Below are 25,058 nucleotides of genomic sequence, written 5' to 3' on the forward strand. Positions count from 1 at the left end.
CATGACTTCCATGAACAAGGTCTTCGCCGACCTTCCCGTCACCATCTTCGAGGCGATGTCGCAGCTCGCGCGCGACAACGACGCCATCAATCTCGGTCAGGGCTTTCCCGACGATCCCGGCCCCGAGGACATCAGGCGCGCCGCGGCGGACGCGTCGATCAACGGCTACAACCAGTACCCGTCGATGATGGGCATCCCCGAACTGCGGCAGGCGATCGCGGACCATTACGGACGCTGGCACAAGCTCAACCTCGATCCGATGACCGAAGTGATGGTGACCTCGGGCGGCACCGAAGCGCTGACATCGGCCATTCTCGCCGTGGTCGAGCCCGGTGACGAAGTCGTCGTGTTCCAGCCGGTCTATGACAGCTATCTTCCGATCATCCGCCAGGCCGGCGGCATTCCGCGCCTGTTGCGCCTCGAGCCGCCGGACTGGCGGCTGACCGAGGAGATGCTGGCCAGCGTCTTCAACCACAAGACCAAGGCGGTGCTGTTCAACAATCCGCTCAATCCCGCCGCCGTGGTCTATCCGCGCGAGGATCTCGAGCTGCTGGCGCGGTTCTGCCAGCAGTTCGACACCATCGCGATCTGCGACGAGGTCTGGGAGCATGTGATCTTCGACGGCCGCGAGCATATCCCGCTGATCACGATCCCGGGCATGCGCGACCGCACCATCAAGGTCGGCTCCGCCGGCAAGATCTTTTCGCTGACGGGATGGAAGATCGGCTTTGTCTGCGCCGCGCCGCCGCTATTGCGCGTCGCCGCCAAGGTGCACCAGTTTCTGACCTTCACGACGGCACCCAATCTGCAGGCTGCGGTCGCCTATGGCCTCGGCAAGCCAGCCGAATATTTCCACGACATGCGGAAGGATCTGGCGCGGAGCCGGGACCGTCTCACCAGGGGGCTGGAGAGCATCGGCTTTCCCGTGCTCAGATCGCAGGGCACCTACTTCCTCACCGTCGATCTGTCGCCGCTAGGGCTGAACGAGACCGATGAGGCGTTCTGCAAGCGCATCGTGACCGACTACAAGGTGGCGGCCATTCCGGTGTCGGCCTTTTACGAGCAGGACGCCGTGACCTCGGTCGTGCGTTTCTGCTTTGCCAAGAAGGATTCAACGCTCGACACGGCGCTGCAGCGCTTGTCGGACGCGGTGCACGGCCGAAAGAGGTAGAGAAAGATGTGCGACCAGAACCGTCATCCAATCCGTTTCATTGGTGCCGTTGCTGCGGTTCTGTTGCTTTCGCTTCCCGCCATGGCCGAGGAGCGCACCGTCAACTTCTACAATTGGTCGAACTACATGGCGCCGGGGGTGCTGGAGGATTTTACCAGGGAAACCGGCATCAAGGTGGTCTACGACACCTTCGACGCCAACGAGACGCTGGAGACGCGGCTGCTCGCGGGCAAATCGGGTTACGACGTCGTCGTGCCCACCGGCTATTTCCTGCAGCGCCAGATCACGGCGAAAGTCTTCCTGAAGCTCGACAAGTCAAAATTGCCGAACCTCGCCAATGCCTGGCCGGTGGTGACCAATCAACTCGCCACCTACGATCCCGGCAACAATTACGGCGCCAACTATATGTGGGGCACCACCGGCATCGGCTACAACGTCAAGATGGCGCAGAAAATACTCGGGCCGGATGCCAGGATCGACAGCTGGGACATGGTGTTCAAGCCCGAGAATCTCGCGAAATTCAAGGATTGCGGCATCCACATGCTGGATTCCGCCGACGATATCCTTCCCGCCGCGCTGGGGTATCTCGGCATCGATCCGAATTCCACCAGGCAGGCCGATCTGGAGAAGGCCGCCGATCTCGTCATCAAGATCAGGCCCTATATCCGCAAGTTTCACTCCTCCGAATATCTGAGCGCGCTGGCTTCCGGCGAGATCTGCTTTGTGGTGGGCTGGTCGGGCGACGTGATGCAGGCGCGCAGCCGCGCGGCCGAGGCCAAATCCGATATCGAAATCGGCTACACCATTCCGAAGGAGGGGGCGCAGATGTTCTTCGACAATCTCGCGATACCCGCCGACGCCAGGAATGTTGCGGAAGCCTATGAGCTGATCAACTATCTCTACCGGCCCGACGTCGCGGCCAGGAATTCGGATTTTCTGTCTTATGCCAACGGCAACATGGCCAGCCAGAAACTGGTCGATCCAAAAATCCTGAACGACAAGAACATCTACCCTGATGAGGCGACACAGAAGAAGCTGTTCGTGATCACCGCGCGCGATCCGGCCACCCAGCGCGTCATCAACCGTCTCTGGACCAAGGTGAAGACGGGGCGGTAGTTCTCTCCTCGTCATTGCGAGCCAACGGGTCGCGCGAATGCGCGCCCGATGACAGGCTCCCAGAAGCAATCCAGAAACGGCACCACCGCAAACAGTCTGGATTGCTTCGTCGCTACGCTCCTCGCAATGACGGATTGAGGGCCGCGGGCGCCGCTCACCGCCACCTTCGATGCAGCCACAGCCACTGTTCCGGATATTCCCGGACCCAGCCTTCGACGACGTCGGTGATCGCCTGCATCGTTCCCTGAACATCGATTTGACCGGACGCGTCGCGCACCGGCTTGACCTCTTCGGACAGCTCGGCGCGGAAACGATTGCCGGGCAGGCGAATAATACGCGTGCCGTGGATCGGGCAATCGACCTGCCGCAGCAGGCGGGCAAGCATCGGATTGGCCTTGGTCTTGCGGCCGAAGAACGTGACGTCGACACCGTTGGTGAGATATTGATCGACCAGCATCGCGACGTGCTGGCCGTTCTGCAGGGCATCCGCGAGCTTCAGCGGCGCCTCGCGGCCGGCCGGAATCAGCGTCCCCATCTTGACGGTGCGGATCCGTTCAATGGCGCGGTCGGCGGATTCGATGTTCGGCCGCCGGAACAGGATCGCGGCATCGAGCCCGTGCGCGACCGCGGCGAGCGCCGGCAGCTCCCAGTTGCCAAGATGGCAGGCGAAGAACAAAGCCGGCTTTCCGTCATCCCTGAGCTGATCGAACAGTTCCCTGGTTCGCGGCGAGAACTCGACGCGACTTGGCTTTTCGGGATGATCGGGATCGTAGTCCCAGATATGGTCGAGATGCGCGAACTCGGCGCCGACGCGCCCGAGATTATCCCACACGCCGGCGAGAATGGCCTCGATCTCTTCCGGCGATTTTTCCGGGAATGCGGCTTTCAGATTGTCGCGGCCGATCCGGTCCTCGCGCAGCCTTCGGCCGATGAAGCGGGTGACGCGGCCGAACAGGTTGGCGGTCTTGACCGGATCGAAATAGCGCGTGGTGCGCAACATGCCGACCGTCAGCGCGCCGACGGCGGCCTCGGTCATCGGCTTGGCGGCGTCGCGAAGGCGCGCCTTGGTGCGAAGGAGCAGGCGGTTCATCGCTGCGAACGCGCGGCCCGCTAGACCGGTTCACGCGTCAGGATCAGCGAGGCATTCTGCCCGCCGAAACCGAACGAGTTGGACATCACGGCCGTGACGCGGGCGTCGCGCGCCTTGTTTGCCACCACGTCGAACGGGATCGCCGGATCGGGCATGTCGTAATTGATGGTCGGCGGAATCCGCTGATGTTCGAGCGTCAGCAGCGAGAAGATGGCCTCGACCGCGCCGGCCGCGGAGATGGTGTGGCCGACCATCGATTTGTTGGACGATACCGGAATGTGATTGGCGCGTTCGCCGAACACGGCCGCGGTGGTGAGATACTCCATCTTGTCGTTTTCCGGCGTCGCGGTGCCGTGCGCGTTGATGTGATCGATCTGTTCGGGCGTCATGCCGGCATCGGCCAGCGTCTTGCGCATGCAGCCGATGATCGGCTTGCCGTCGGGGCTCGACCGGGTGCGGTGGAACGAGTCGGTCAGTTCACCGCAGCCGGCCACGACGCCAATGATCGAGGCGCCGCGCGCCATCGCCGCTTCATAGCTTTCCAGCACCAGGGCGCCGGCGCCTTCGGCCATGACGAAACCGTCGCGGTTCTTCGAGAACGGCTTTGACGCGGCCTGCGGCGGATCGTTCTGCGTCGAAAGCGCCGAGAGCAGGGAGAAGCGGACCATCGCTTCCGGATTGACCGTGCCTTCGGTCGCGACACACAGCGCCGCATCGGCTTCGCCGCGGCGGATCGCTTCCACGCCGAGCTGGATCGAGGTCGCGCCGGAGGCGCAAGCGGTCGACAATGAGATCGGCGATCCCTTGGTTCCGAAGGTTTCGGCGAGGTGACCGGCGACCGAGCCGAACATGAAACGATGGTGATATTCGGCGAACTTTCCGCCACCGCTGGCACGCAGAACATCGAAATAGTCGAATTCTTTTTTTCCGACGGTGCGGCCGACTTCCAGCCGCTGCGGCCATTCGGTCTCGACCGGCGCGACCGCCAGAAACAGCGGGCCCGGAAAATTACCCTTGCTGCCGATTCCGGACTGCTGCAGCGCTTCTTCGGTAGCCATCTCGGCGAGACGCTCCGAAAGGCTGGTCGACGAGAACGGCTCGACGGTGACGAAATCGATCGTCCCGGCCATCGTCGACTTCAGTCCCTCGACGGGGAAGCGCGTGACCGTCTTGATGCCGGATTCGCCCGCGGTCAGCTTCGCCCAATTGTCTTTCTTGCCGGTGCCGAGCGAGGTGACAATGCCCATGCCGGTAACGACGACAATCGGCCTGCCGAATTTATCGCGTGGTGCTGCCATGATTCCCCCGTCGATGCTGCGCCGTACCCGTGCAGCGCTATCGCGCTCTACTTCTGCTGCTCAAACATTCTCGCCGGAAAAGCGGGCCGCCCTTCCGGATCATGCTCTACTTGACCGCCTCGACCAGGGCCATGCCTTCGCCCTGCCAGTGACCGGCCCCCACCACGACAATCTGGGTCGGCGGTTCGGACTTTTCAACCTCGAACCCGGTCGGATCGTTGGGCGGAAACAGCGCGCCGCGCGAGATCGAAAGTGCGGCGAGCGCCAGCCCGAGCGGAAACTGGGTCTCCAGCGTGTGGCCGAACGTCGTGCCGGTTGCGCGCACCGCGAAGCCGGGGTGCTGGCGCAGGAAGGCTCTCTCTTCCGCCGTCACGGGCTCGACGCCGGTCGCGCCGGTGATGAGGTTGCCGCTGTCGGCGGTAACGCCGAGCTTCGTCCACAGCGCTTCCAGCGATTTCGTCACCGCGCCCGGCTGTTTGCGCTGCGCAAGGTCGGCCACCACCCGGGTCAGCTTTGCGTAGGGCTTTGCGCCGCGCGCCTCGGCGTGTTCCCGTGATTCCATCACCAGGAAAGCGCCAACTGAGCCCATGGCGAAGCCGCTGTTGTTCTCGCGGGCCCAGACGCCCGAGAATTTGTCGGTCAGGTTGAAATCGCCGAATTCATAGAGGATCATGAGGTCGGGACGTTCCCCATTATGGGCGCCGCCGATCAGCGCGATGTCGCTTTGACCGGCCTCGATGCGCGCGAGCGCGATCCGTGCGGCATCGATGCTTGCGGCTTCCTCGCCCATGAAGGTGCGCGACGTGCCGCAGACGCCATGAACGATAGCGATGTTGCCGGCGAGCAGGTTGGAGAGCTGGGCCAGAAACAGGGTCGGCCGCAGGTCATTCATCAGCCGTTCGTTGAGAAAGCCGGGGCTCGAATTGCCCTGCGCGTCGGCGTTGAGGATCGCCATGTCAACCGCGATGTCGCGTTCGCCACCGCCGGCCGCGATCACCATATCCATCCGGGAAAGGATTTCCTGATTGCCTTTGACGCCGGCGGAATCGAGCGCCAGCCCGGCGGCATAGGTGCCGATGCGCTGCCACGCCTCCATCTGGCGCTGGTCGCCCTTTTTCGGGATCTGGGCGTCGAAGACGACCGGGGCCAGCGGATGGACGATGTAGGGCGCGAAACGCTTGTCGTCGAAATTGATACGCCTGGCGTTGAGCGCATCCCAGTGCGCGTCCAGCCCTTCACCGAGCGAGGACACGATGCCGATGCCGGTGATCCAGACTTCCTTCGCACCCGGTGATTTCGGCTCAGTCATGGGGCATCGCCTGCAGCGGGAAGCCGATCTTGTTGGCCATCGCGTCCATGTGAACGCGAAAGGCAGGGTCGGGGAAGGGGGCGAGGCCGAAGGTGATTTCAGCGCTGCACTTCAGCTCCTTGCCGACGCGGCCCTTGGCCTTCGTGACGGCAAAGCCGGAACCTTCGTGCTCGACCTTCGCATCGATCGTCAGCAACTGACCGGGGCTGACGAAACCTCGCATCTTGGCTTCCTTCACGATTGCCAGGAACGGCATGCGCTCGAACTTCAATACGCCAAGCAAAAGCCAGCCGGAACTCTGCGCCATCGCTTCGGTCAGGAGGACGCCGGGCATGATTGGAAAGCCCGGGAAATGCCCCTCGAAGATGGTGTGCTGCTGCGGAACCTGCGCCTCGACGACAATCGTCTGCTTGGCGATGTCGAGGTCGACGATGCGGTCGATCAGCTGGAAGTAATCGAGGTTCATGACGGGCGATTACGCGCCCGTGCCTGCGTTCTTGGCGGCGACCAGTTCGTCGATACGATCGGCGAGGTTTTTCAGCACGAAGTACTGCTCGGTCGTGGCCTTGCCGTCGTTGACCTCCTGGGTCCATTTTTCGAGCGGCATCTTGATTCCGAACGCTTTGTCGATGGCAAAGGCGATGTCGAGGAAGTCCAGACTGTCGATCCCGAGATCGTCGATGGCGTGGCTCTCCGGCTTGATCGTGTCGCGCGGAATGTCGCAGGTCTCAGCGATAATGTTGGCGATCTGATCGAATGTGGAAGACATCATTAAGCCTTTGATATATTGGAGATAATTCTGGAGCGGCTTGGTCGGGGCGGGTGCGGCGGCCCCGGAATGTCCGATGCCCTCCGGCCGGAGTTGAGTGCCCGTATATCGGAGCGGAGCCCTGAGTTCAATGGAGGTTGGCTCCCCCTGCGGGGACGGATTTTTGGGCAAACGGCTGGCCGGTTCCACAATCTAGCCGTGCGGCACCATGGAAATCCGGGCGCAGTCATGGCGGCCCATCAGCACGCAATCCTGGGTTTTGCGGAGGTCCGCAATGCTCATCGCCAGCCAAATCCCGATCGCGGTCAGCGCCACGGTGAACGCGAAGGCCGCAATGTTCGCCAGCATGCGATGACGGAAGTCGTCCGGCTCGTCCCGGGGCCGCTCGTAGCGGGACAGATCGTTTGCAACGTGCCGGATATTTGCCGGCTCCGCCGGCGCGTCCTGCCGGCCCGGCGGATGGGCAGACGTGCGCGGCCGGAATTTGAGCACGACGTGCTCGTCATCCCTGGTAATAGGCCGCTGGGTTTTCACTGCTGTCGGTCCGGAGGCGTTGCAGTTCAGTTTAACACGCTCGCCCGGCGGCTCACATAAAATCTTGGTGCGCGTGAATGCAGGTCTACCCCTGCACGGTGTCATGGAACCGGCCGTAATCGATCCTGAGACGGCCGTCTTCGGCGGTGCCGAGGATTTCCGCGTAGCGCTGTCCAAAGCGGATCTCGGGATAATCGTACGACTTTCGCGCATGCACCGTTTGCGCTGCGACGACGTCGTATCCGGACACCACCACCACGAGCGAGACCTCGATGGCTTCGAGGTCATCGGCGGTCAATCCGTAAAGCGGACTGCCGGCGTCGATGACGTGAAACAGCGTCCAGCTCAGTGCCAGCGCCGGGCTCTCGTTTCGCAGCAAGGGCAACTCGTAGAACCGCCGGAACGGCTGGCCTTCCTTGCTGACGATATTCTTGAACAGCCATAATCTGGCGGTGGCATTGCTGATGATGTTGTGGCGTTCGTTGGCGAGCCGGATCATCAGCGTCTGTTCGCCCTCATGGTCTGAAATGACGGGATTGTCGGCGAACAGCAGCCGCGCGCTCGGACGCGAGAAGCGTGCAAAGATCAGCCCGGTCATCAGCGACATCGAAAAGATCCCGGTGAACAGTTCGACGGTCGCGATGAAATGCCCGTAATGGGTTTGCGGATGCATGTCGCCATAACCAGCGGTCGAAAGCGTCTCGATGCTGAAATAGAGATAGTCGATGTAGTCGCCGCCCGGCACGTTGGAGATCGGCTGGCCTCCGATCCAGTAGAACACCGCGAAAAACGCGTTGAAGGCGACGAACACCAATGCTGCACCGCCGATAAAGGCCGGCCATGACGCCGTCATGCAGCGGTGGCTGATATCAGCCCAGAAATTGAGGTGCAGGCCTTCGGTGATCACTTCGCGGCCGCCAAAACGCACGACCTGGGCCTTCGACATTCGTTCGTTCGGGCTTTTCGCCATGGTTTCAAATCTCGCAAATCTCTGTGAGGTGGCAGGGGCATTTGATCGCCCGCGCCATCATGGCATAGTGGAACCGGCTTCAGAGCAGGTTTCGCCAGTCAAATACGGGGTTAGTTATGGCCAACACGCGTGAACCATACGTCAAGCCGGTCCCGATCCTCTCGCTGCGTCCAACCCAGATGACGGTTGGGATGCGGGAAGTGAAGGAAAAGCGCAAGCGCTGGCGGGAGCACAAGTCGGCGAAGAAGCGCGCCGAATTGCTGGGCAAGCACATGATTCCCGTGGTTTTCGGGCCGGACCAGAACTACTACGTGGTCGATCATCATCATCTGGCGCGTGCGCTGCACGACGAAGGCGTCAACGATATCCTGGTGACCGTGATCGGCGATCTCACCATGGTCCAGCGCGAAGCGTTCTGGGGCGTGATGGACAACAAGCGATGGGTCTATCCGTACGACGCCAGAGGCGAACGCCGGCAATTCAAGGATATCCCGAAATCGGTAGCCGCCCTCAAGGACGACCCGTTCCGCAGCCTCGCCGGCGAATTGCGCCGCGCCGGCGGCTTTGCCAAGGACACCACGCCGTTCAGCGAATTCCTGTGGGCGGATTTTCTGCGCCGGAAAATGTCGCGCAAGAGCGTGGAAGCAAATTTCTCCAGGTCGATGGAGAAAGCGCTGGCTTTCGCCAAAAGCCAGGACGCGGTCTATCTGCCCGGCTGGTGTGGGCCCGCGTCGGACGGCTAGCGTCCGGCGCGCCCGTTTCTATTTCGGCAGCCGCCCCATCATGTAGAACTCGTCGTTCGGGCGCATCGCGGTGACATTGGCGATCCGGTTCGACAGCGCAAAGAATGCCGAGATCGCGGCGATGTCCCAGATGTCGTCGTCGCTGAAGCCGTGGCTGGCGACGGCTGTGAAGTCCTCCTCCGAAATCCGGTTCGCCTCCGCGCTCACCTTCATCGCAAAGTCGAGCATGGCGCGCTGCCGCGGCGTGATGTCGGCCTTGCGGTAGTTGACCGCGATCTGGTCGGCGATCTGCGGATTCTTGGCCCGGATGCGCAGGATGGCGCCGTGCGCGATCACGCAGTAATGGCACTGGTTGGCGCTGCTGGTCGCCACCACGATCATCTCGCGTTCGGCCTTGGTCAGGCCGCCATCCTTGTCCATCAGCGCGTCGTGATAGGCAAAGAAGGCGCGAAACTCGTCGGGACGATAGGCCAGCGTCAGGAAGACGTTGGGAACGAAGCCGGACTTTTCCTGCACCGCCTGAATGCGGGTGCGGATATCGTCGGGCAGTTTGTCGAGGGACGGCGTCGGGAATCGTCTTGCGATCGGCTGTGTCATGAAAAGGTTCCGGCATGCCGCGTGGTGCGGTTATGGCGAAACCATAGTCGATGGCGGCTTCGGCGCAAAGCGCAGGAGTGGCTTGCTGGAATGCGCTTTAGCGCAGCGGCTTCTTCAGCAGCGAGAAGCGATCGGGATCGAGCCCCATCGAGGGCTGCAGCATCGGCGCTTCCAACGACACCGTGCGGGCGGCGGGCCGGTCGTTGATGGTGGGATCGTTCGGCACATCGCGATGCGAGGTAGCGCCACGCCAGCGTTCCAGCACGGCCGAGACGAAATGCATGTCGTGGCCGGCGGCGACCGACGGCACGGTCGAGATGGTTGCTTCGCTGCGCGGCAGTTGATGCAACGGCACTTCCTTGAAGCGCAGCCGGGTCGGAAGTGCGACGCCTTCACCGAACGCGAGCACTTCGCGGGTGCCGAGCGAGGGGACGAACGACAGCAAATTGGCGGCGGCGTCCGAGACCGCGGAACGCAGCAGCGCCTGGTCGCGGTCGTTGGCAAGGCGCATCGTGAACAGCGTGTTGCACTGGGAGATGATGGTGGCGTCGAGTTCGGCCGGACGCTGCGTCACCAGCCCGAGATAGACGCCGTATTTGCGGCCTTCCTTGGCGATGCGCGAGACGGCCTTGCGGGTTGGCCCAAACCCGATGTTGCGGTCGGCGGAAGCGTAGCGATGCGCCTCTTCGCAGACGAACAGCAGCGGCGAGACGCCGTCGCTCCACAGCCCGAAGTCGAACGCCATGCGGCACACCACCGACACCACGGAATCGATGACTTCGGCGGGGAAACCGGCCAGCTGCATCACGGTCATCGGACGGCCGTTGGCCGGCAGCCGGAACAGATGGCTGATGACTTCCGCCATGGTGTCGCCGCCGACATTGGCGTTGTCGAACATGAAGGCGTAGCGCGGATCGTTGCGCACGGTCTCGATGCGCGAAATCAGCTTGTGGTAGATGATGCGCGATGAGCGGTTCTCCAGCTTGCCCATGCGCTCGTCGATCAGCGAAATCAGATCGACCAGACGGTAGGGCACCGGCGTATCGACGGTGTAGCCGATCGCCTTGGGATCGGCGCGCTTCAGCCCGAGCCGATCGGTGTTCTGGTACTGCGTATAGATTCCCTTCGCCATCGGAATGACTTCGGCGAGGATGTCGAGTTCCTCCGGCACGCCGGGGCGGCCGGCGAACAGCACGTCGACGATCTCTTCGAAATTGAACAGCCAGAATGGCAGTTTCAGGTTACGCGGGTTGAGCACCAGCGAGCGATCGCCGAAACAGCGACCGTATTCGTTGTGGACGTCGAGCAGGAAGATCCGCAAGTTCGGCCGCGACTTGAGAATTTCGTTCAGCAGCAGCGACACGCCGGTCGATTTGCCGACGCCGGTGGAGCCGAGCACCGCGAAATGCTTGGAGAGCATTTCCTCGATATCGACATAGGCGATGACCGAGGGATCCTGCTGCAGGGTACCGATATTGATCTGATCCGATCCGCTCGGCGCGTAGACCGTGCGCAGTTCCGCATTGCTGATCAGGTCGACGGCATCGCCGATGGTCGGATAGTTGGTGACGCCGCGCTGGAATTTGGGACGCTCGGGCCCGCCGAGGATTTCGCCGAGCAGGTCGACCGAGGCGCTGGCGATGTAGCTGTCGGATGTCGGCAGATTCTCGCACGACACTTCCGTGATCATGGCGACGATGGTGGAATTTGCGCAGCGGATGCTGACGAAGCGGCCGACGGTAGCCCGCACCTCGGCGAGGCCCATCTTGTTCACCGCCAGAAGTCCGACCCGGGCGAGGGAGCCCCGCACCGAAATCACGCGTCCGAAGGATGTCACAGTGTTAAACCTGGCATGTCATGAATTGGGTCAGCTGCATTATGCCGATGCGGGTTACCGAAACGGTTAAATTCGCCGGGTTCAGGATTGGCTAAATCTGCCGCATCTTGGTCAGGATTTGTTTTGCCACGGCACCCCGGTTGTCGCTTCAGCGCTCGTTATGCTGGAAAATCAGCGTTTCTTCGCTTCGGTTCGCGCGCACCGCGCGCGCTGGCGCTTAATCCTTCGTTTACCATTTCGACGGAGAGAGCCCGGCGCGGCGGTCGCGTGACGCTACCCTGCGATCCCCGGACCAAAGATTGGGTCAGCCATTGGGTCGCGATAACCGATTGCTAACTGCAAGTTGTAACGCACCTTCCATCTGTCATGCGTAACGTTGACGCGCTCTGGGAGGGCACCAGGTGAGTATCGATAGCGGCCATCAGTCGCCGGGCGGTTCTGCGAGTGCCGCCGAAACGGCCGGGAGGGTCGGATGGCTGGCCTTTTGCGCCGGACTGTCGGCGGCGATCCTGTTTGGCGCGGGAATGACCGCCTGGAGCTTGCGTGAACGCGTATTGCTTGCCGTTGCCGCCGTCCTCGCCGTCGTCGTCTGCCTGTTGCTGAAGCGTCACCGGTTGTCGGGCCGGCGGCTCACGTTGGAGCGGCGGCACCTCAGCATCGCCGTGAACAACATTCCGCAAGGCCTCGTTCTCTACGACGCGTCGGCGCGGATCATCATCTGCAACCAGCGTTACATCGAGATGTTCGGCCTGTCGCCGGAAGTGGCCAAACAGGGCTGCACGATGCAGCGGCTGATCGCGCATCGGAAGGAAACCGGATCCTTTGACGGCGATGTCGACGAATTCTGCAATGCGATCATACGAAACGTATCGCTCGGAAAAAGCACGCGCCAGCTCACGGAGGCTCCGGGCGGCCGGGCGATCGAGATCGTCAACCAGCCGCTGAAAGGGGGCGGGTGGGTTGCCACCATCGAAGACATCACCCTGCGCACCCGCGCCGACGAGAAGATCGCGCATATGGCGCATTACGACGCGCTCACCGACCTGGCCAACCGGGTGTTGTTTCGCGAGCGGCTCGAACAGGCCCTGCAGGCGATCAGGCCGGGCGAACGGCTGGCCGTGATGTATATCGACATCGACGAATTCAAGAGCATCAACGATGCGCTCGGCCACGCGATCGGCGATGAGCTGCTGAAAGGCGTCGCCGACCGGCTGCGCGGCTGTCTCAAGGACACCGATGTGGCGGCGCGGCTGGGGGGTGACGAATTCGCGGTGATTCAGACCGCCATCAAAAGCCAGTCGGAGACCTGCCACCTCGTCGAATGCATCTATGCCGCGATCAGAGAGCCGTTCGAGTGCACCGGTCACCTGATCACCACCGATGCCAGCATCGGTATCGCGCTCGCGCCCGGCGACGGGCTGGATCTGGACCAGTTGCTGAAGAATGCGGACCTGGCCCTGTATGGGGCCAAGGGCGACGGACGCCGGACCTACCGGTTCTTCGAGGCGGGCATGGATGCACGCGCCAAGGCGCGGCGAAGCCTCGAGTTCGAACTGCGTCAGGCGATCAATGATGGCAGCCTGGAAGCCTATTACCAGCCTGTGGTCACGCTCGATCACGGCAAGGTCAGCTGTTGCGAGGCGCTGCTGCGATGGCGCCATCCCGAACGCGGGATGATTTCGCCGGCGGAATTCATTCCGATCGCCGAGGAGACCGGCCTGATCAACCAGCTCGGTCATTGGGTGCTCCACACCGCGTGCGCCGAGGCTGTGAACTGGCCGGATGACATCCGCGTCGCGGTCAATGTCTCGCCGGTTCAGTTCAAGAGCCGGACGCTGGCGCTCAACGTGGCCGCAGCACTTGCTGCTTCCGGCCTTGCCGCCTCCAGGCTCGAGCTCGAGATCACCGAGGCGGTGCTCATCCGCGACGACGAAATGGCGCTGGAGGTGCTGCATCAGTTGCGGGCGATCGGCGTTCGCATCGCGCTGGACGATTTCGGAACCGGCTATTCCTCGCTCAGCTATCTGCAGCGGTTTCCGTTCGACAAGATCAAGATCGATCGCTCCTTCGTCAGGGATATCGCCAGCGCGGTTGCCTCATCCTCCATCGTCGAGGCCGTCGTGAACATCGCGGCCGCGAGCAACATGACGACGACGGCGGAAGGCGTGGAGACCGAACAGCAACGAGAATTGCTGCGCGTGCTCGGCTGTACCGAGATGCAGGGATATCTGTTCAGCCCCGCGATCCCCGCGGTCGAGATACGCCAGTTGTTGCGCTCGCACCGGAGCCGCGCGGTATCGGCGGCCTGAAGCGCCGGGCGCAGTCGGCCACGGCGGCTAACCCGGTACGAAGCGGACGCCGATCCGCTTCTCTTTCCGCCAAACAACCTGGCATTGCCGGTTGCTGTGCTCCGCTTCGACCAACAGGGTCAACTGATCGGGAATGCCGACCGGGGATTCCACTTCGAGTGCCGCACCGGTCTCGGATAGATTGCGGATCGTGCAGCTGATCGCACCTCCGCCGCCGAAGGAAATCGTACCGGCCTTGAGGACACGCCGGCGCTGGTCCGCTCTGTGTTCTTCCATCAGCCCACCCTCCGCATGTGACGACGGAGTAGCGTCCCTATCGGTCCGCGTGAGCCGTTCCACTGTGGTCAACGACCTGAAGGGCGGGCGAACCGAGCGGCGACGCCACATCAAGACCTGCGTGACACGCTCTTGCTTTACCGGAACCGCGGATGACTCGCAATCGTCGCCCGCCTGGCCGGAAGCATCTTTGGCGGTAGCTCGCGGGGGTTGTGGCATTGATTTGCGTCGCGGCTCTGGCGCTAGGCGGCTGGCGCGAACGGTCGTCGCGGCAGATCGGTCTGAGCTGGACACGGCCAACCTTGCCGTTCTCTGACGCAGCATGCCAACGATAGCTTCGATCTGGCCGACACCGTTCTCGTCGGGCTGGCGCGTCACCGGAGACGGACGCCATCACCGGCCAATGCGAGGTGAGACTTCGGACGTCCGCCTGGATGCCGCTCTCAAAACGTCAGCTGCACCTTCATCGATTTCGACCGGTCGCTGGCCAACTCGAACGCGTCGACCGCTGCGTTGAACGGCAGCGAAGCGGTAATCAGCGGCTTCACGTCGATCAGCCCTTCGCCCATCAGACGCAGCGCGAGTTCGAATTCGGAATCGAACCGGAACGTGCCGCGCAACTGCAATTCCTTGGTGACGATGGCGTTGATCGGAAGCGTCATCTCGCCGCCGAGCCCGAGCTGCACGATGATGGCGCCGGGGCGCATCAGGTCGAGCGCGGCGCGCAATGCCGCCTGATTTCCGGAGGCCTCGAACAGCACGTCGAACACGCCCTTGCCGGCGCGATAGGGATCGAGCGCGGATGCTTCCGTCGCGCTGTTGGCGGTAAGGCTCGCGCCGAGTGTGCGTGCAACGGCCAGCGGAGCGTCGGCGATATCGGTCACGACCACTTCCGCAGCACCGCCGTAGCGCGCGACGACGACCATCAGCGCGCCGATCGGGCCGCAGCCGGTCACCAGAACGCGTTTTCCGAGCAGCGGACCCGCCTGTTTTCCGGCATGGAGGCAGACCGCGAGCGGCTCGGCCATCGCGGCTTCGCCGAGCGAGAGGGAATCGGCGATCGGAATAGCCTGTGATGCCTCGACCGTCACGTTCTCGCGAAAACCTCCCTGCACATGCGGCATGCGCATCGCGCTGCCCATGAAGCGCATGTCGAGGCATTGATTGCGCATTCCCTCGCGGCAATGGACGCAGAGGTTGCAGGGGCTGCTCGGATTCACGGCCACCCGCATACCGGACTTGAGATGCGGCACGTCGCTGCCGACAGCGGCGATCATGCCCGATATTTCGTGCCCGAGCGCCATCGGCTGCTGGATCCGGACCGTGCCGAAGCCACCATGGTGATAATAGTGCAAGTCCGAACCGCAGATGCCGCCGGCCGCGATCCTGACGCGGACTTCGCCGGCACCCGGCGCCGGGTCTGGAAAGCTGTCGATCCGCAGATCTTTCGGAGCGTGGATGACGACGGCTTGCATGATGTTCTCCTGGCGTTTGGTCGTGGCCGGGCGGGCTTACATCGCCGCCAGCATGCCGCCATCGACGTAGATGATCTGGCCGTTGACATAGTCGGACGCGGCTGAGGCGAGGAATACCGCAGCACCAACGAGTTCGTCGGGACGTCCCCAGCGCTTCGAGGGGATGCGGGACATCAGCCAGTTGTTGAAATCGGGGTTGTTCACCAAGGCCTCGTTCATGTCGGTCAGCATGTAGCCGGGACCGATGGCGTTGGTCTGGATGCCGCTCGCCGCCCATTCGACCGCCATCGAACGCGTCAGGTTCTTGATGCCGCCTTTGGCCGCGGTGTAGGGCCCGACCGTCGGCCGCGCCAGTTCGCTCGCCAGCGATCCGATGTTGACGATCTTGCCGCGCTTGCGCGGGATCATCCGTTTGGCCGCTTCGCGGCCGATCACGAAGGCGCTGGTGAGGTTGGTCTCGATCACCTTACGCCATTCGGCGGAAGAGAATTCGACCAGCGGTTTTCGAACTTGAATGCCGGCATTGTTGACGAGGATGTCGATCTCGATACCGGCAGCGTCGAAGCGCTTAAAGGCTGCAACGATTGCCTCCTCATCGGTGACATCGAAGGCCGAACCCTCCGCGGCGTGTCCGGCGCCGCGCATGTCGGCGACCGCGGTTTCGACGCGCGCGGGATCGACGCCATTGATGATCAACCGCGCGCCGGCTTTCGCCAGCCCCTCGGCAATGGCGCGGCCAAGCCCGCGCGAGGAACCGGTCACCAGGGTGGTGCGGCCGGAGAGATCGAACAAGGCGTGCGACATTTCAAATCCTTAGATGTTGCTGCGGCGCACGGTCAGATCGGAACGATCATAGACCGCGGGCAAGAGGTCGATGCAGAGACCTTCGCCTTCCATCGGATAAACGTAACCGTCCCTGATGTCAGGCATGTTGGTGACGAGTTCATTGTACCAGCCCCTGTAGAAGGCGCGTACGGATTCCTGGATCAGCGTATTCGGCTGGCTGAACGACATATGCACGGCGGCGGCGAAGCCGACCGGGCCGATACAATCGTGCGGCGCGAAGGGACGGTGATAGGTCTCGGCCATGGCGGCGATCTTGCGGCCCTCGGTCAACCCGCCGGTCCAGCACAGATCGGCCATCACAACGTGCATCGCGTCGCGGTCGAGCATGTCCTTGTAGGGATAGCGTGAACCGAGCGTCTCGCTGGCGCAGACCCAGACGTCGGTCGAACGGGCATATTCCGCCAGCGCCTGCGGCGAGTTCATGCGGATCGGGTCTTCGTACCAGGTCGGACTGTACGCCTCGAGCACCTTGGCGATCTTCTTGGCGGTCGGCAGATTCCACAGCGAGTGGAATTCGACCATGATCTCCATTCTGTCGCCGACGGCTTTGCGGATTTTTTCAAAGGGCTCGACGGCCTTCTTCATCTGTTCCGCGCTGATGAACAGACCCTGGTTCTCCTGTGCCGCCGGATCGAACGGCCAGATCTTCATGGCGCTAATTCCGCTCTCCAGCAGACTTTCGGCCACCGCGTCGGCGCGGTGCATAAAGCCGTCGAGGTCTTCATAGGGGCCGTCGGATGCACCGAGGTTCCAGTTGGATACCGGCTTGATGTTGGTGGAGCGGACATATTGATAGCCCGCGCAGGTATTGTAGATGCGCTGCTTGTCGCGGCAGAGACCGCCCAGCATCTGATGGACCGGCTGATGGCACACCTTGCCGAACAGATCCCACAGCGCGATGTCGACGGCGGAAGCCGCACGATACTCGACCCCGGTCGAGGACTGCGCCATCGGCAGGTTGAGCATGTCGCGATGGATTGCCTCGATGTGCAGCGGGTCGCGGCCGAGCAGCCGTCCCGCAAAGGTGTCGTGGATCTGGGCCTCGACGGCACCTGCGCCGTAAAAGGTTTCGCCGAGGCCGATGATTCCGGCGTCGGTGTGCACACGGACCCACAGCACGTTGGCGAATTCTTCGGTGCGCAGGGTCTCGATCGAAATGATCTTCACGGCGGGCGTCCTCCCATGGGGCTTGGCCCTCGCGCGACCGACGGTCCGGGGCAGGAGGGCTCTTGTTGGTTGCGGCGGCCGCATTTCGGGCCGCGATTGCCAGGGAGATTAGCGCTGCTTGTAATATATCACAATATGTTTTATGGTTGCACCTTGGGATAGCGACCCGGCGAGAATGCGGGCGGAGGAAACAGGGATGGCACGGCGCAAGAGCGCTCTGGAACTGGTGCGTCCGGACGCAAATGGCGCCCCGAGCCGGCGCAACCGCATCAACTTCTTCGAACTCGCCTACCAGCGCATCGAAGACCTGCTGGTCAATTGTGAGCTGAAGCCCGGACGGTTCCTGACGGTGCAGGAACTGCAGACCGTCACCGGATTCGGACGGACGCCGGTGCACAACGCGGTGAACCAGTTCGCTGCCGATACGCTGATCATCATCCGGCCCCGTCACGGCCTGCAGATCGCGCCGATCGATCTGGCGCGCGAGCGGCTGCTGCTGAAGCTCAGGCGCGACATCGAGCGCTTCGTGGTCAAGCTCGCGGCCGAGCGCGCCAGCCTCTCGCACCGCAATCAGGCGCTCCGGATCGAGCGCGTGCTGAAGGAAAAGCATGACACGCTGACGCTGGCCGAATTCAACAGCCTCGATCGCCGCATCGATACGCTGATCCTCGCCGCGGCCGGCGAGCCGTTCCTCGCCCATACGCTAAAACCGCTGCACACGATCTATCGCCGCATCGGCTTCATCCATCACCGCTATATGCCGGGCCACGCCGACCTTTCAGGCACCATCGACAGCCATCTTGCGATCCTGAGCGTCGTTGCCAACCGGCGGGTCGATCGCGCCGAAGCGGCGGTCGATGTGCTGATCGACTTCATGGACGGCATGTTCGACGGCATGGAATCCGGCATCGATCCGGCCCTGCTCGATTGCAGCATCGAGCCGCTGCCGGACCTCTAGCAATCGCGATTTTACAAAAAACACAGGGAGTAACGAACATGACGACGGCAGTTCTTCCACAGCGCGCGGCGATGGATAGCGCCGTCCGCTACCTCATCACCAGATACAGCCCCAAGGGCAACAAGGTCGGATGGCTGATGATGGCCTCGATCCTGGTCGAAGCCTGGGATCTCTATTCCATCGCGTTCGTTCTGATCTTCATCCGCGAACAATATCAGCCGGATCCGTTGCTGCTGGGTCTCGCGGCCGCCGGCACGCAAGGCGGCGCGCTGATTGGCGCCCTGATCGGCGGGTGGCTGTCCGACAAGATCGGCCGGCGCATCATGTTCCTGGTGACGATGATCCTGTTCATCATCCTGGCGCTGGCGCAAGCCTTCGTCACCAACATCGCGGAACTCATCGTCATTCGCTTCTTGCTGGGCGTCCCGCTCGGCAGCGATATCTCGACCGGCTACACCTACATTATGGAATCCATGGCCAAGGGTGAGCGCGAGGTGATGGGCAACCGCTGGCAGTTCATGTTTGCGATCGGCGAAGTGCTCACTTTGGGAGTGATCGCGATCTTCCTCATTCTCAACCTCGACCACGAGACGGTCTGGCGGGTGACGCTGGGATTAGGCGCACTGCCTGCGTTCGTCATTCTCGTCATGCGTCACGACATACCGGAAACGGCGGTGTGGCTGGTGCAGAAAGGCCGCTTCCGCGAGGCCAAGCAGGTCGCACGCGAGATGTATAATGATCCACTGGACATGCTGCCCAATGAGGACATCGTGGTGCCGAAGGCGCGCCCGGCGGCCTTCCTGGCCGATCTGCGCAAGGATCCGATCCGCTGGCGCGCGACGTTGTATGGTTGGATAGCCTGCTTTGCGCAGGCGAGCGAGTTCTCGACCTTCGCTTTCTATCTGCCTGTCATGTTCGCGATGGTCGGCGTCTCCACCATCCTCGGCAACAATCTCGTCACCATGGCACTGTTCTCGTTCGCGGCGGTCTCCGGCTGGGTCGGACCGCTGCTGACGCCGAAGATCGGCCATCGCGGCATCGGCATCGCCGGATTTTCGATCGTGCTGGTTTCGCTGCTGATCGCCGCGGCAGCGCTTTATACCGACCACAAATACGTGCTGCCCTTCGCTGCGGCGGGCATGCTGTGGGGCCATTATTGGGACGCCTCGAACTGCATGACGATCCCGACCATGGTGGCGAAGCCGGAATACCGGGGAACCGCGAGCGGCTTTGCCTACATGTTCGTCAAGCTGCCATCGTTCCTGGCGATCTTCCTGTTCCCGTCGCTGTTCGCGGCGATCGGGCAGGCCAACGCCACGCTGTTCGTCGCGATCTTCCCGTTGATCGGGCTGTTGGCCGCGATCTTCATCCTGCCAGAGGTCTACGGCTACGAGCACGACTGACAGGAGAGGGGCGCAGGTCGAATCCTATTTGGGTTCAGCTTTGACCGCGCCCCTTAATCCGGCCTGCTGCTGGATCCGCTCCAGCAGTCCGTTGGACTGGACTTCCTTCACAAAAGCCGCAACGAAAGCCAGACCTTGCTCGCGGCCTTTGGGAATCGCGGCGGCCATGTGCTCCAGTCCCCAATTGCCATCGAGCACCCGTGCTCCCGGCATCGAATCCGACATTTCGAACAGCGTGGGCTTGTTGGATCGGATCATCTTGGAGTGTCCTTGTCATGCGTGGGAGCCGCTGCTCTCACTGCGCCCGGATGTTCGCCGCTTTCAGCACCGGCTCCCATTTGGTGGCCTCCGCATGCATGAAGGCCTCAAATTCCTTTGCTCCGCTGCCGACCGGCGTCGCGCCGATCTTTTCCAGTGTCGTCAGGACGCTCGGATCCTGCAACGCGGATTTCAGGTCGGTCTGAAGCTTCGCCACGATCTCGGGCGCCATGTGCGCCGTGCGCCGAGGTGCCATTGCCGGACATGCCGTAGGACAGCGCGTCCGGGTCCTTTCGCGCCGCGGCGAGGAGGTCTCCGAGATTCGCATAGGGACTTGTCTTGGCGACAAGGACCGCGAGCGGCGAAGACGCGATCTCGCTGATCGCCGTAAAGTCCCTGAAGGTGTCGTAGGGCAGGCTCTGATAGATGAACTGATTGAGCGGATGGCCGCTCGCGACCAGGATCAACGTGTAACCATCCGGTGGCGACTGCGCGAGCGCTTGCGATGCGATGATCCCGCCGGCGCCAGGACGGTTGTCGATGACGGGCTGCTGGCCCCAGGTTTTTGCCAGCGACTGGCCAAGCGTGCGCGCGAGCACGTCGACCGCGCCGCCCGCCGCATAGGGCACCAGAATGTGGACCGGCTTGCTCGGAAAATTCTCGGCGTTCGCGCCGGCGCTGACCCGCAGCGCAGCCCCTGCGGCAAGACGGCCGAATTTTTTGATCAAGCCCGGCATACAAGTGCGCTCCTCTTGGTTTGCTTTTTTGCGGCTCGCCGGCCGACGGGACAGAATCGGCTGCAGCCATGGCGGCCGGTGTAGCCCGGTCCAGTACTACCGCCCATTATTACTGTTGACCGGACCTGATCTTTTGTACATACGTACAAATAGCATGATCCGCAAGCCGACCAGCAAGGCCACCGACACGGCCGCCGCAACCCGCAAGCCGAATTTGCGGGAGGCGATCCTTGCCGCCGCGGAGGAGTTGTTCTCGACCAACGGCTTCAACGCCGTGTCGGTTCGCGACATTGCGCAGGCGGCCGGCGCCAATCCCGGCAGCGTGACCTATCACTTCAAGACCAAGGACGGTCTGCTGCTGGAGATCTACCGGCGTCATTGCGGGCCGATGAACCGCAGACGCTCCGAATTGCTGACGGCCGCCAGACGGGTTCGCGATCTGCAGGACAGGCTGGAGGCGATCGTCCGCGCCTTTGTGCTGCCCGCCTTCTCTTCGGGCAGCGATCTCGCGGGTGGGGGAGCGCGGTTCACACGGCTGCGCGCGGTGATGTCGGCCGAGGGCAACGAAGTTGCGCGCAAGATTATCGCGCAGACCTTTGACGACACCAGCCACGCCTTCATCGACGCGGTCCACGAAAGCCTGCCGCATGTCCCGCGTACCGAGATCGTGTGGCGCAGCCATTTCCTGCTCGGCGCGCTCTATTACACGCTGGTGACGCCCGAACGCGTCTCGCGCCTGTCGCGCGGCAGCGCCGACGGCGGCGATGCGGGAAATGCCATCGAGCAGCTGGTGCGGGCGACAGTCGCCTCATTCCAGGCGCCCGCGCTCGATCAGCCGGCGCCCGCGCGGCGGCGGTCTCCGGCGCAAGAAAAAACCTAAAATCCCGCCCGTCTGTTCAGGTTCAGTTAGGCCGCCATGCTCAAACCGACGATTCCCGGACCCGATCCGGACACCAAGACTCCGAAATTCAGGCTGCCGCCGCTGGCCTGCGACGCGCATTGCCACATCTTCGGACCGCACGCGAAATATCCCTATGCGGCCGACCGGCCTTACACGCCTCCCGATGCCGGGCTGGAAGATTTTCGGGCGCTGCACGCCAGGCTCGGCGTCGGCCGCGCTGTCATCGTCAATGCCAGCGTGCATGGCACCGATAACCGGGTGGCGCTCGATGCGAGCGCCGCCAGCAACGGCGCCTATCGCGCCGTCGCCAATATCGACGACACAATCACCGAGCGCGGATTGCAAGTGCTTCACGATGGGGGATTTCGCGGCTGCCGGTTCAACTTCGTCCGTCATCTGGGCGGCGTTCCCGACATGCGGGTGTTTGACCGGGTGGTGCAGATGATTGCGCCGCTGGGCTGGCATATCGATTTGCATTTCGACGCCATCGACCTTCCCGAATATGCGAACATGCTGGCGAAGCTTCCGGTGCGTTACACCATCGATCATATGGGACGGGTAAAGGCGTCGGATGGCCTCGATCAGCTTCCGTTCAAGACGCTGATTGACCTGATGCAGCGCGACGAAAAGTGCTGGGTCAAGGTGTGCGGCAGCGAGCGCGTCTCCTCGGCGGGTCCCCCCTTTGTCGACGCGGTGCCGTTCGCGCGGCGTATTGTCGAGACGGCGCCGGACCGCGTCATCTGGGGCACCGATTGGCCGCACCCCAACGTCAAGGTGATGCCGAACGATGGCGATCTGGTCGACCTCGTTCCGCTGTTCGCGCCGGAGCCGGAGTTTCAGCAGAAGCTGCTGGTCACCAATCCCGCCCGCCTTTTTGAATTCGACAGCTAGGGTAAAATTCGAAGCGGCTTGCCCGATCGCAAGAGGCCTGTTGTCAGAAAATTCCAACCAAAAGGGGAGTTTGCATCCCATGAAGACCGGACTTGTTGTGTCAGCCCATCCCGGAGATTTCGTCTGGCGCGCCGGCGGCGCCATCGCGCTTCACGTTAAGAAGGGCTATCGCGTTAAAATCGTGTGCCTGGCGTTTGGTGAGCGCGGCGAATCCCAGTTCGCCTGGAAGCAGCCGGGCATGACGCTCGACAAGGTCAAGGCCGGCCGCAAGGACGAGGCGGAGCGCGCGGCGGCTTCGCTCGGCGCCGAGATCGAATTCTTCAATGCCGGCGATTATCCGCTGCGGCTGACCGACGCCCATATGGAACGGCTGATCGACATCTACCGCGAAACCAACCCGAGTTTTGTTCTCACGCATTCGCTGGAAGATCCCTACAACGTCGATCACCCGGCAGCCACGGCCTATGCGCAGGAGGCGCGGATCGTGGCGCAGGCGATGGGGCACAAGCCGCAGGCCGAGTACAGTTACAACGCCCCGCCGGTGTTCCTGTTCGAGCCGCATCAGCCGGAGATGTGCAATTTCAAGCCGCAGGTGATCCTCAACATCGACGAGGTCTGGGACATCAAGCGCAAGACGTTTGAAATTCTCGCCGCACAAAAGCACCTGTGGGCCTACTACGAGCGCGTCGCGCTGCAGCGGGGCATGCAGGGCGGCCGCAACTCGGGCAAGGCCATGACCTATGGCGAGGCCTATCAGCGGCTGTTCCCGATGGCATTGGAGGAACTGGCATGAAGACCGTCGTTGTCCGCAACATCAAGCGAACCGATGCCGATCTGGTCAAACGGCTCGGCGCGCTCGGCACCGCCACGGTGCACGAAGCCTATGGCCGCTTTGGCCTGATGAAGCCCTATCTGCGCCCGGTATGGACCGGCGGCGAGGCCGCGGGGACCGCGGTCACCGTGCTGGCGCATCCCGGCGACAACTGGATGATCCATGTCGCGGTCGAACAGTGCAAGCCCGGCGACATCCTGGTGGTCGGCTGCAGCGCCGATAACACCGATGGCATGTTCGGCGATCTGCTGGCGACCTCGCTGATGGCGCGCGGCGTCACCGGCCTCGTCATCGATGCCGGCGCGCGCGATGCAAAGTCGCTGCGCGAAATGGGCTTTGCGGTGTGGTCGAAGGCGATCTCCGCCAAGGGCACGGTGAAAGCGACGCTGGGCGCCGTCAACGTGCCCGTGGTCTGCGCCGGGATCAACGTCATGCCGGGCGATGCCGTGGTCGCCGATGACGACGGCGTCGTGGTGGTCAGGCGACGGGATGCCGCCGACGTCGTGGCGAGGGGCGAAAAGCGCCACGACGACGAGGAGGGCAAGCGCAAGCAACTCGCCGCCGGCGTGCTCGGGCTCGATATGTACAATATGCGCGAGCCGCTCGCGAAGGCGGGCCTCGTCTATATCGACGAGCCGGAGGAGGACTGAGGTGGCGATGCGCCTGCGCACGCTGCTCGGCGACCATCCCTGCACCGCGGCGCTGAAGAGCGGTTCGATCCAATCCGATTTGGTCGAATTCGACTTTGTCGACTATTCGCCGACCAACAAGGGTTTCAAGCCGATGGTCCGTGAAGCGGCGTTCGACGTCTCGGAGATGGCGATCGTGACCTATCTGATGGCGAAAAGCGTCGGCAAGCCGATGGTGCTGTTGCCTGATGTGGTGGTGGCGCGGTTTCAGCATGGCCATGCGCTGTACAATGCGAAGCGGGGAACGCTGAAGCCGGCCGACCTGAACGGCAAGCGCGTCGGCATCCGCTCCTTCACTACAACCACCGGCGCCTGGCTGCGCGGCTTATTGGCCAATGATTACGGCGTCGATCTTGGTTCGATCGACTGGGTCACCTTCGAGGACGCCCATGTCGCCGAGTTCAGGGATACGACCAAGCGGGCGCCGGCGGGCAAGCCGATCATCCAGATGCTGCTCGACGATGAACTCGATGCGGTGCTCGGCGAGAAATCGGAACATCCGGACCTCAAGCCGCTATTTCCGGATGCCGAAGGCGAAGAAAAAGCCTGGTTCGCCAAACACGGCGTGGTGCCGATCAACCATATGGTGGTGGTGAAACAGGAACTGTCCGAGAGACACCCTGACGCCGTGCGGGAAGTGCACCGGCTGCTGTCGGAGGCTGCCAATGGCTCTGCCGCCGCACCGCGTTTCAATGCAAACGACATCCACCGCTCGCTGGAAATGATTATCGGATATACCGCGCAGCAAGGGCTTATTCCCCGGGCCTACGCCGTCGATGAGTTGTTCGATGATGTGACGCGGGCGTTACGCGCATAGCGTTTTCGAGCGAAGTGGGTACCGGTTCGCGTCAAGAAAACGCGTCAAAATATGCAAGGAGAATC

At 62.6% G+C, this 25,058-nt stretch carries 24 protein-coding genes and 2 pseudogenes; 11 read left to right on the forward strand and 15 right to left on the reverse strand.

Translation table 11 applies throughout. The features are described 5' to 3' along the window. Nucleotide 1 precedes the first annotated feature (1 nt). Complete coding sequence (locus NL528_RS19040) at nt 2–1,171, forward strand: aminotransferase (protein ID WP_309184216.1); 1,170 nt, start codon at nt 2–4, stop codon at nt 1,169–1,171. Nucleotides 1,172–1,177: 6 nt separating this feature from the next. Next, nucleotides 1,178–2,287 (forward strand): polyamine ABC transporter substrate-binding protein, encoded by a 1,110-nt coding sequence (locus NL528_RS19045; protein ID WP_309184217.1) that lies wholly within the window; start codon nt 1,178–1,180, stop codon nt 2,285–2,287. Between the two features lie 154 nt (nt 2,288–2,441). Here the strand turns inward: NL528_RS19045 and NL528_RS19050 are convergent, their stop codons facing one another. The 7 genes from NL528_RS19050 to NL528_RS19080 all read right to left on the reverse strand — a co-directional run bounded on the left by NL528_RS19050 (nt 2,442) and on the right by NL528_RS19080 (nt 8,257). Beyond that, nucleotides 2,442–3,377: a lipid A biosynthesis lauroyl acyltransferase gene (locus NL528_RS19050; protein ID WP_309184218.1), complete on the reverse strand. Its 936-nt coding sequence runs from the start codon at nt 3,375–3,377 to the stop codon at nt 2,442–2,444. 20 nt (nt 3,378–3,397) lie between these two features. Next, nucleotides 3,398–4,675 carry a beta-ketoacyl-ACP synthase gene (locus NL528_RS19055; RefSeq protein WP_309184219.1) on the reverse strand — a complete coding sequence of 426 codons (1,278 nt, stop codon included), beginning with the start codon at nt 4,673–4,675 and terminating at the stop codon, nt 3,398–3,400. Between the two features lie 106 nt (nt 4,676–4,781). Next, on the reverse strand, nt 4,782–5,984 hold the full coding sequence (locus NL528_RS19060; RefSeq protein WP_309184220.1) for a beta-ketoacyl-ACP synthase: 1,203 nt from the start codon (nt 5,982–5,984) through the stop codon (nt 4,782–4,784). After that, a complete protein-coding gene (locus NL528_RS19065) occupies nt 5,977–6,450 on the reverse strand; it encodes a 3-hydroxyacyl-ACP dehydratase FabZ family protein (protein ID WP_309184221.1) in 474 nt (157 codons plus the stop codon). Before NL528_RS19065 ends, NL528_RS19060 begins: the two co-directional genes overlap by 8 nt. Before the next feature lie 9 nt (nt 6,451–6,459). Further along, nucleotides 6,460–6,753, reverse strand: coding sequence for an acyl carrier protein (locus NL528_RS19070; protein ID WP_192740419.1), 294 nt, complete (start codon nt 6,751–6,753; stop codon nt 6,460–6,462). A gap of 192 nt (nt 6,754–6,945) precedes the next feature. After that, complete coding sequence (locus NL528_RS19075; protein WP_309184222.1) at nt 6,946–7,287, reverse strand: hypothetical protein; 342 nt, start codon at nt 7,285–7,287, stop codon at nt 6,946–6,948. An 85-nt stretch (nt 7,288–7,372) separates the two neighbouring features. Further along, nucleotides 7,373–8,257 (reverse strand): ion channel, encoded by an 885-nt coding sequence (locus NL528_RS19080; protein WP_309184223.1) that lies wholly within the window; start codon nt 8,255–8,257, stop codon nt 7,373–7,375. Nucleotides 8,258–8,373: 116 nt separating this feature from the next. Here NL528_RS19080 and NL528_RS19085 point away from each other — a divergent pair, with 116 nt between their 5' ends. Next, nucleotides 8,374–9,000 carry a ParB-like protein gene (locus NL528_RS19085; RefSeq protein WP_309184224.1) on the forward strand — a complete coding sequence of 209 codons (627 nt, stop codon included), beginning with the start codon at nt 8,374–8,376 and terminating at the stop codon, nt 8,998–9,000. 18 nt (nt 9,001–9,018) lie between these two features. Here NL528_RS19085 and NL528_RS19090 read toward each other — a convergent pair whose 3' ends face one another. Beyond that, on the reverse strand, nt 9,019–9,597 hold the full coding sequence (locus NL528_RS19090) for a peroxidase-related enzyme (RefSeq protein WP_309184225.1): 579 nt from the start codon (nt 9,595–9,597) through the stop codon (nt 9,019–9,021). Nucleotides 9,598–9,694: 97 nt separating this feature from the next. Next, nucleotides 9,695–11,434: a helicase HerA domain-containing protein gene (locus NL528_RS19095; protein ID WP_309184226.1), complete on the reverse strand. Its 1,740-nt coding sequence runs from the start codon at nt 11,432–11,434 to the stop codon at nt 9,695–9,697. A 557-nt stretch (nt 11,435–11,991) separates the two neighbouring features. On the opposite strand from NL528_RS19095, the pseudogene NL528_RS19100 reads away from it, so the two are divergent. Beyond that, a pseudogene (locus NL528_RS19100) lies at nt 11,992–13,743 on the forward strand (putative bifunctional diguanylate cyclase/phosphodiesterase); the annotation flags it as partial. A 27-nt stretch (nt 13,744–13,770) separates the two neighbouring features. Here NL528_RS19100 and NL528_RS19105 read toward each other — a convergent pair. The 4 genes from NL528_RS19105 to NL528_RS19120 all read right to left on the reverse strand — a co-directional run bounded on the left by NL528_RS19105 (nt 13,771) and on the right by NL528_RS19120 (nt 17,507). Further along, a complete protein-coding gene (locus NL528_RS19105) occupies nt 13,771–14,019 on the reverse strand; it encodes a PilZ domain-containing protein (protein WP_309184227.1) in 249 nt (82 codons plus the stop codon). 443 nt (nt 14,020–14,462) lie between these two features. After that, nucleotides 14,463–15,494 (reverse strand): L-idonate 5-dehydrogenase, encoded by a 1,032-nt coding sequence (locus NL528_RS19110; protein ID WP_309184228.1) that lies wholly within the window; start codon nt 15,492–15,494, stop codon nt 14,463–14,465. A gap of 36 nt (nt 15,495–15,530) precedes the next feature. Then, entirely contained in the window at nt 15,531–16,298 is a 768-nt protein-coding gene (locus NL528_RS19115) for an SDR family oxidoreductase (RefSeq protein WP_309184229.1), read from the reverse strand. Nucleotides 16,299–16,307: 9 nt separating this feature from the next. Beyond that, complete coding sequence (locus NL528_RS19120) at nt 16,308–17,507, reverse strand: mandelate racemase/muconate lactonizing enzyme family protein (protein WP_309184230.1); 1,200 nt, start codon at nt 17,505–17,507, stop codon at nt 16,308–16,310. A gap of 196 nt (nt 17,508–17,703) precedes the next feature. Between NL528_RS19120 and NL528_RS19125 the strand changes: the two genes are divergently transcribed. Both NL528_RS19125 and NL528_RS19130 read left to right on the forward strand, forming a co-directional pair. Continuing rightward, nucleotides 17,704–18,465: a GntR family transcriptional regulator gene (locus tag NL528_RS19125; protein ID WP_309184231.1), complete on the forward strand. Its 762-nt coding sequence runs from the start codon at nt 17,704–17,706 to the stop codon at nt 18,463–18,465. Between the two features lie 38 nt (nt 18,466–18,503). Then, on the forward strand, nt 18,504–19,868 hold the full coding sequence (locus NL528_RS19130) for an MFS transporter (RefSeq protein ID WP_309184232.1): 1,365 nt from the start codon (nt 18,504–18,506) through the stop codon (nt 19,866–19,868). A gap of 24 nt (nt 19,869–19,892) precedes the next feature. Here the strand turns inward: NL528_RS19130 and NL528_RS19135 are convergent, their stop codons facing one another. Both NL528_RS19135 and NL528_RS19140 read right to left on the reverse strand, forming a co-directional pair. Further along, nucleotides 19,893–20,126: a hypothetical protein gene (locus NL528_RS19135; RefSeq protein ID WP_309184233.1), complete on the reverse strand. Its 234-nt coding sequence runs from the start codon at nt 20,124–20,126 to the stop codon at nt 19,893–19,895. 37 nt (nt 20,127–20,163) lie between these two features. After that, a pseudogene (locus NL528_RS19140) lies at nt 20,164–20,863 on the reverse strand (Bug family tripartite tricarboxylate transporter substrate binding protein). Nucleotides 20,864–21,017: 154 nt separating this feature from the next. Here NL528_RS19140 and NL528_RS19145 point away from each other — a divergent pair. The 5 genes from NL528_RS19145 to NL528_RS19165 all read left to right on the forward strand — a co-directional run bounded on the left by NL528_RS19145 (nt 21,018) and on the right by NL528_RS19165 (nt 24,993). Further along, nucleotides 21,018–21,743: a TetR family transcriptional regulator gene (locus NL528_RS19145; RefSeq protein ID WP_309184234.1), complete on the forward strand. Its 726-nt coding sequence runs from the start codon at nt 21,018–21,020 to the stop codon at nt 21,741–21,743. 36 nt (nt 21,744–21,779) lie between these two features. After that, entirely contained in the window at nt 21,780–22,655 is an 876-nt protein-coding gene (locus NL528_RS19150; RefSeq protein ID WP_309184235.1) for an amidohydrolase family protein, read from the forward strand. A 79-nt stretch (nt 22,656–22,734) separates the two neighbouring features. Further along, nucleotides 22,735–23,448, forward strand: a complete 714-nt coding sequence (locus tag NL528_RS19155; protein ID WP_309184236.1) for a PIG-L deacetylase family protein — start codon at nt 22,735–22,737, stop codon at nt 23,446–23,448. Beyond that, nucleotides 23,445–24,137, forward strand: a complete 693-nt coding sequence (locus NL528_RS19160; RefSeq protein ID WP_309184237.1) for a 4-carboxy-4-hydroxy-2-oxoadipate aldolase/oxaloacetate decarboxylase — start codon at nt 23,445–23,447, stop codon at nt 24,135–24,137. Before NL528_RS19155 ends, NL528_RS19160 begins: the two co-directional genes overlap by 4 nt. Before the next feature lie 7 nt (nt 24,138–24,144). Next, nucleotides 24,145–24,993 carry a hypothetical protein gene (locus NL528_RS19165; RefSeq protein ID WP_309184975.1) on the forward strand — a complete coding sequence of 283 codons (849 nt, stop codon included), beginning with the start codon at nt 24,145–24,147 and terminating at the stop codon, nt 24,991–24,993. The last annotated feature ends 65 nt before the right edge of the window (nt 24,994–25,058 follow it).

Origin of the sequence: Bradyrhizobium sp. Ash2021, from assembly GCF_031202265.1 — a bacterium.
Classification (GTDB): Bacteria; Pseudomonadota; Alphaproteobacteria; order Rhizobiales; family Xanthobacteraceae; genus Bradyrhizobium.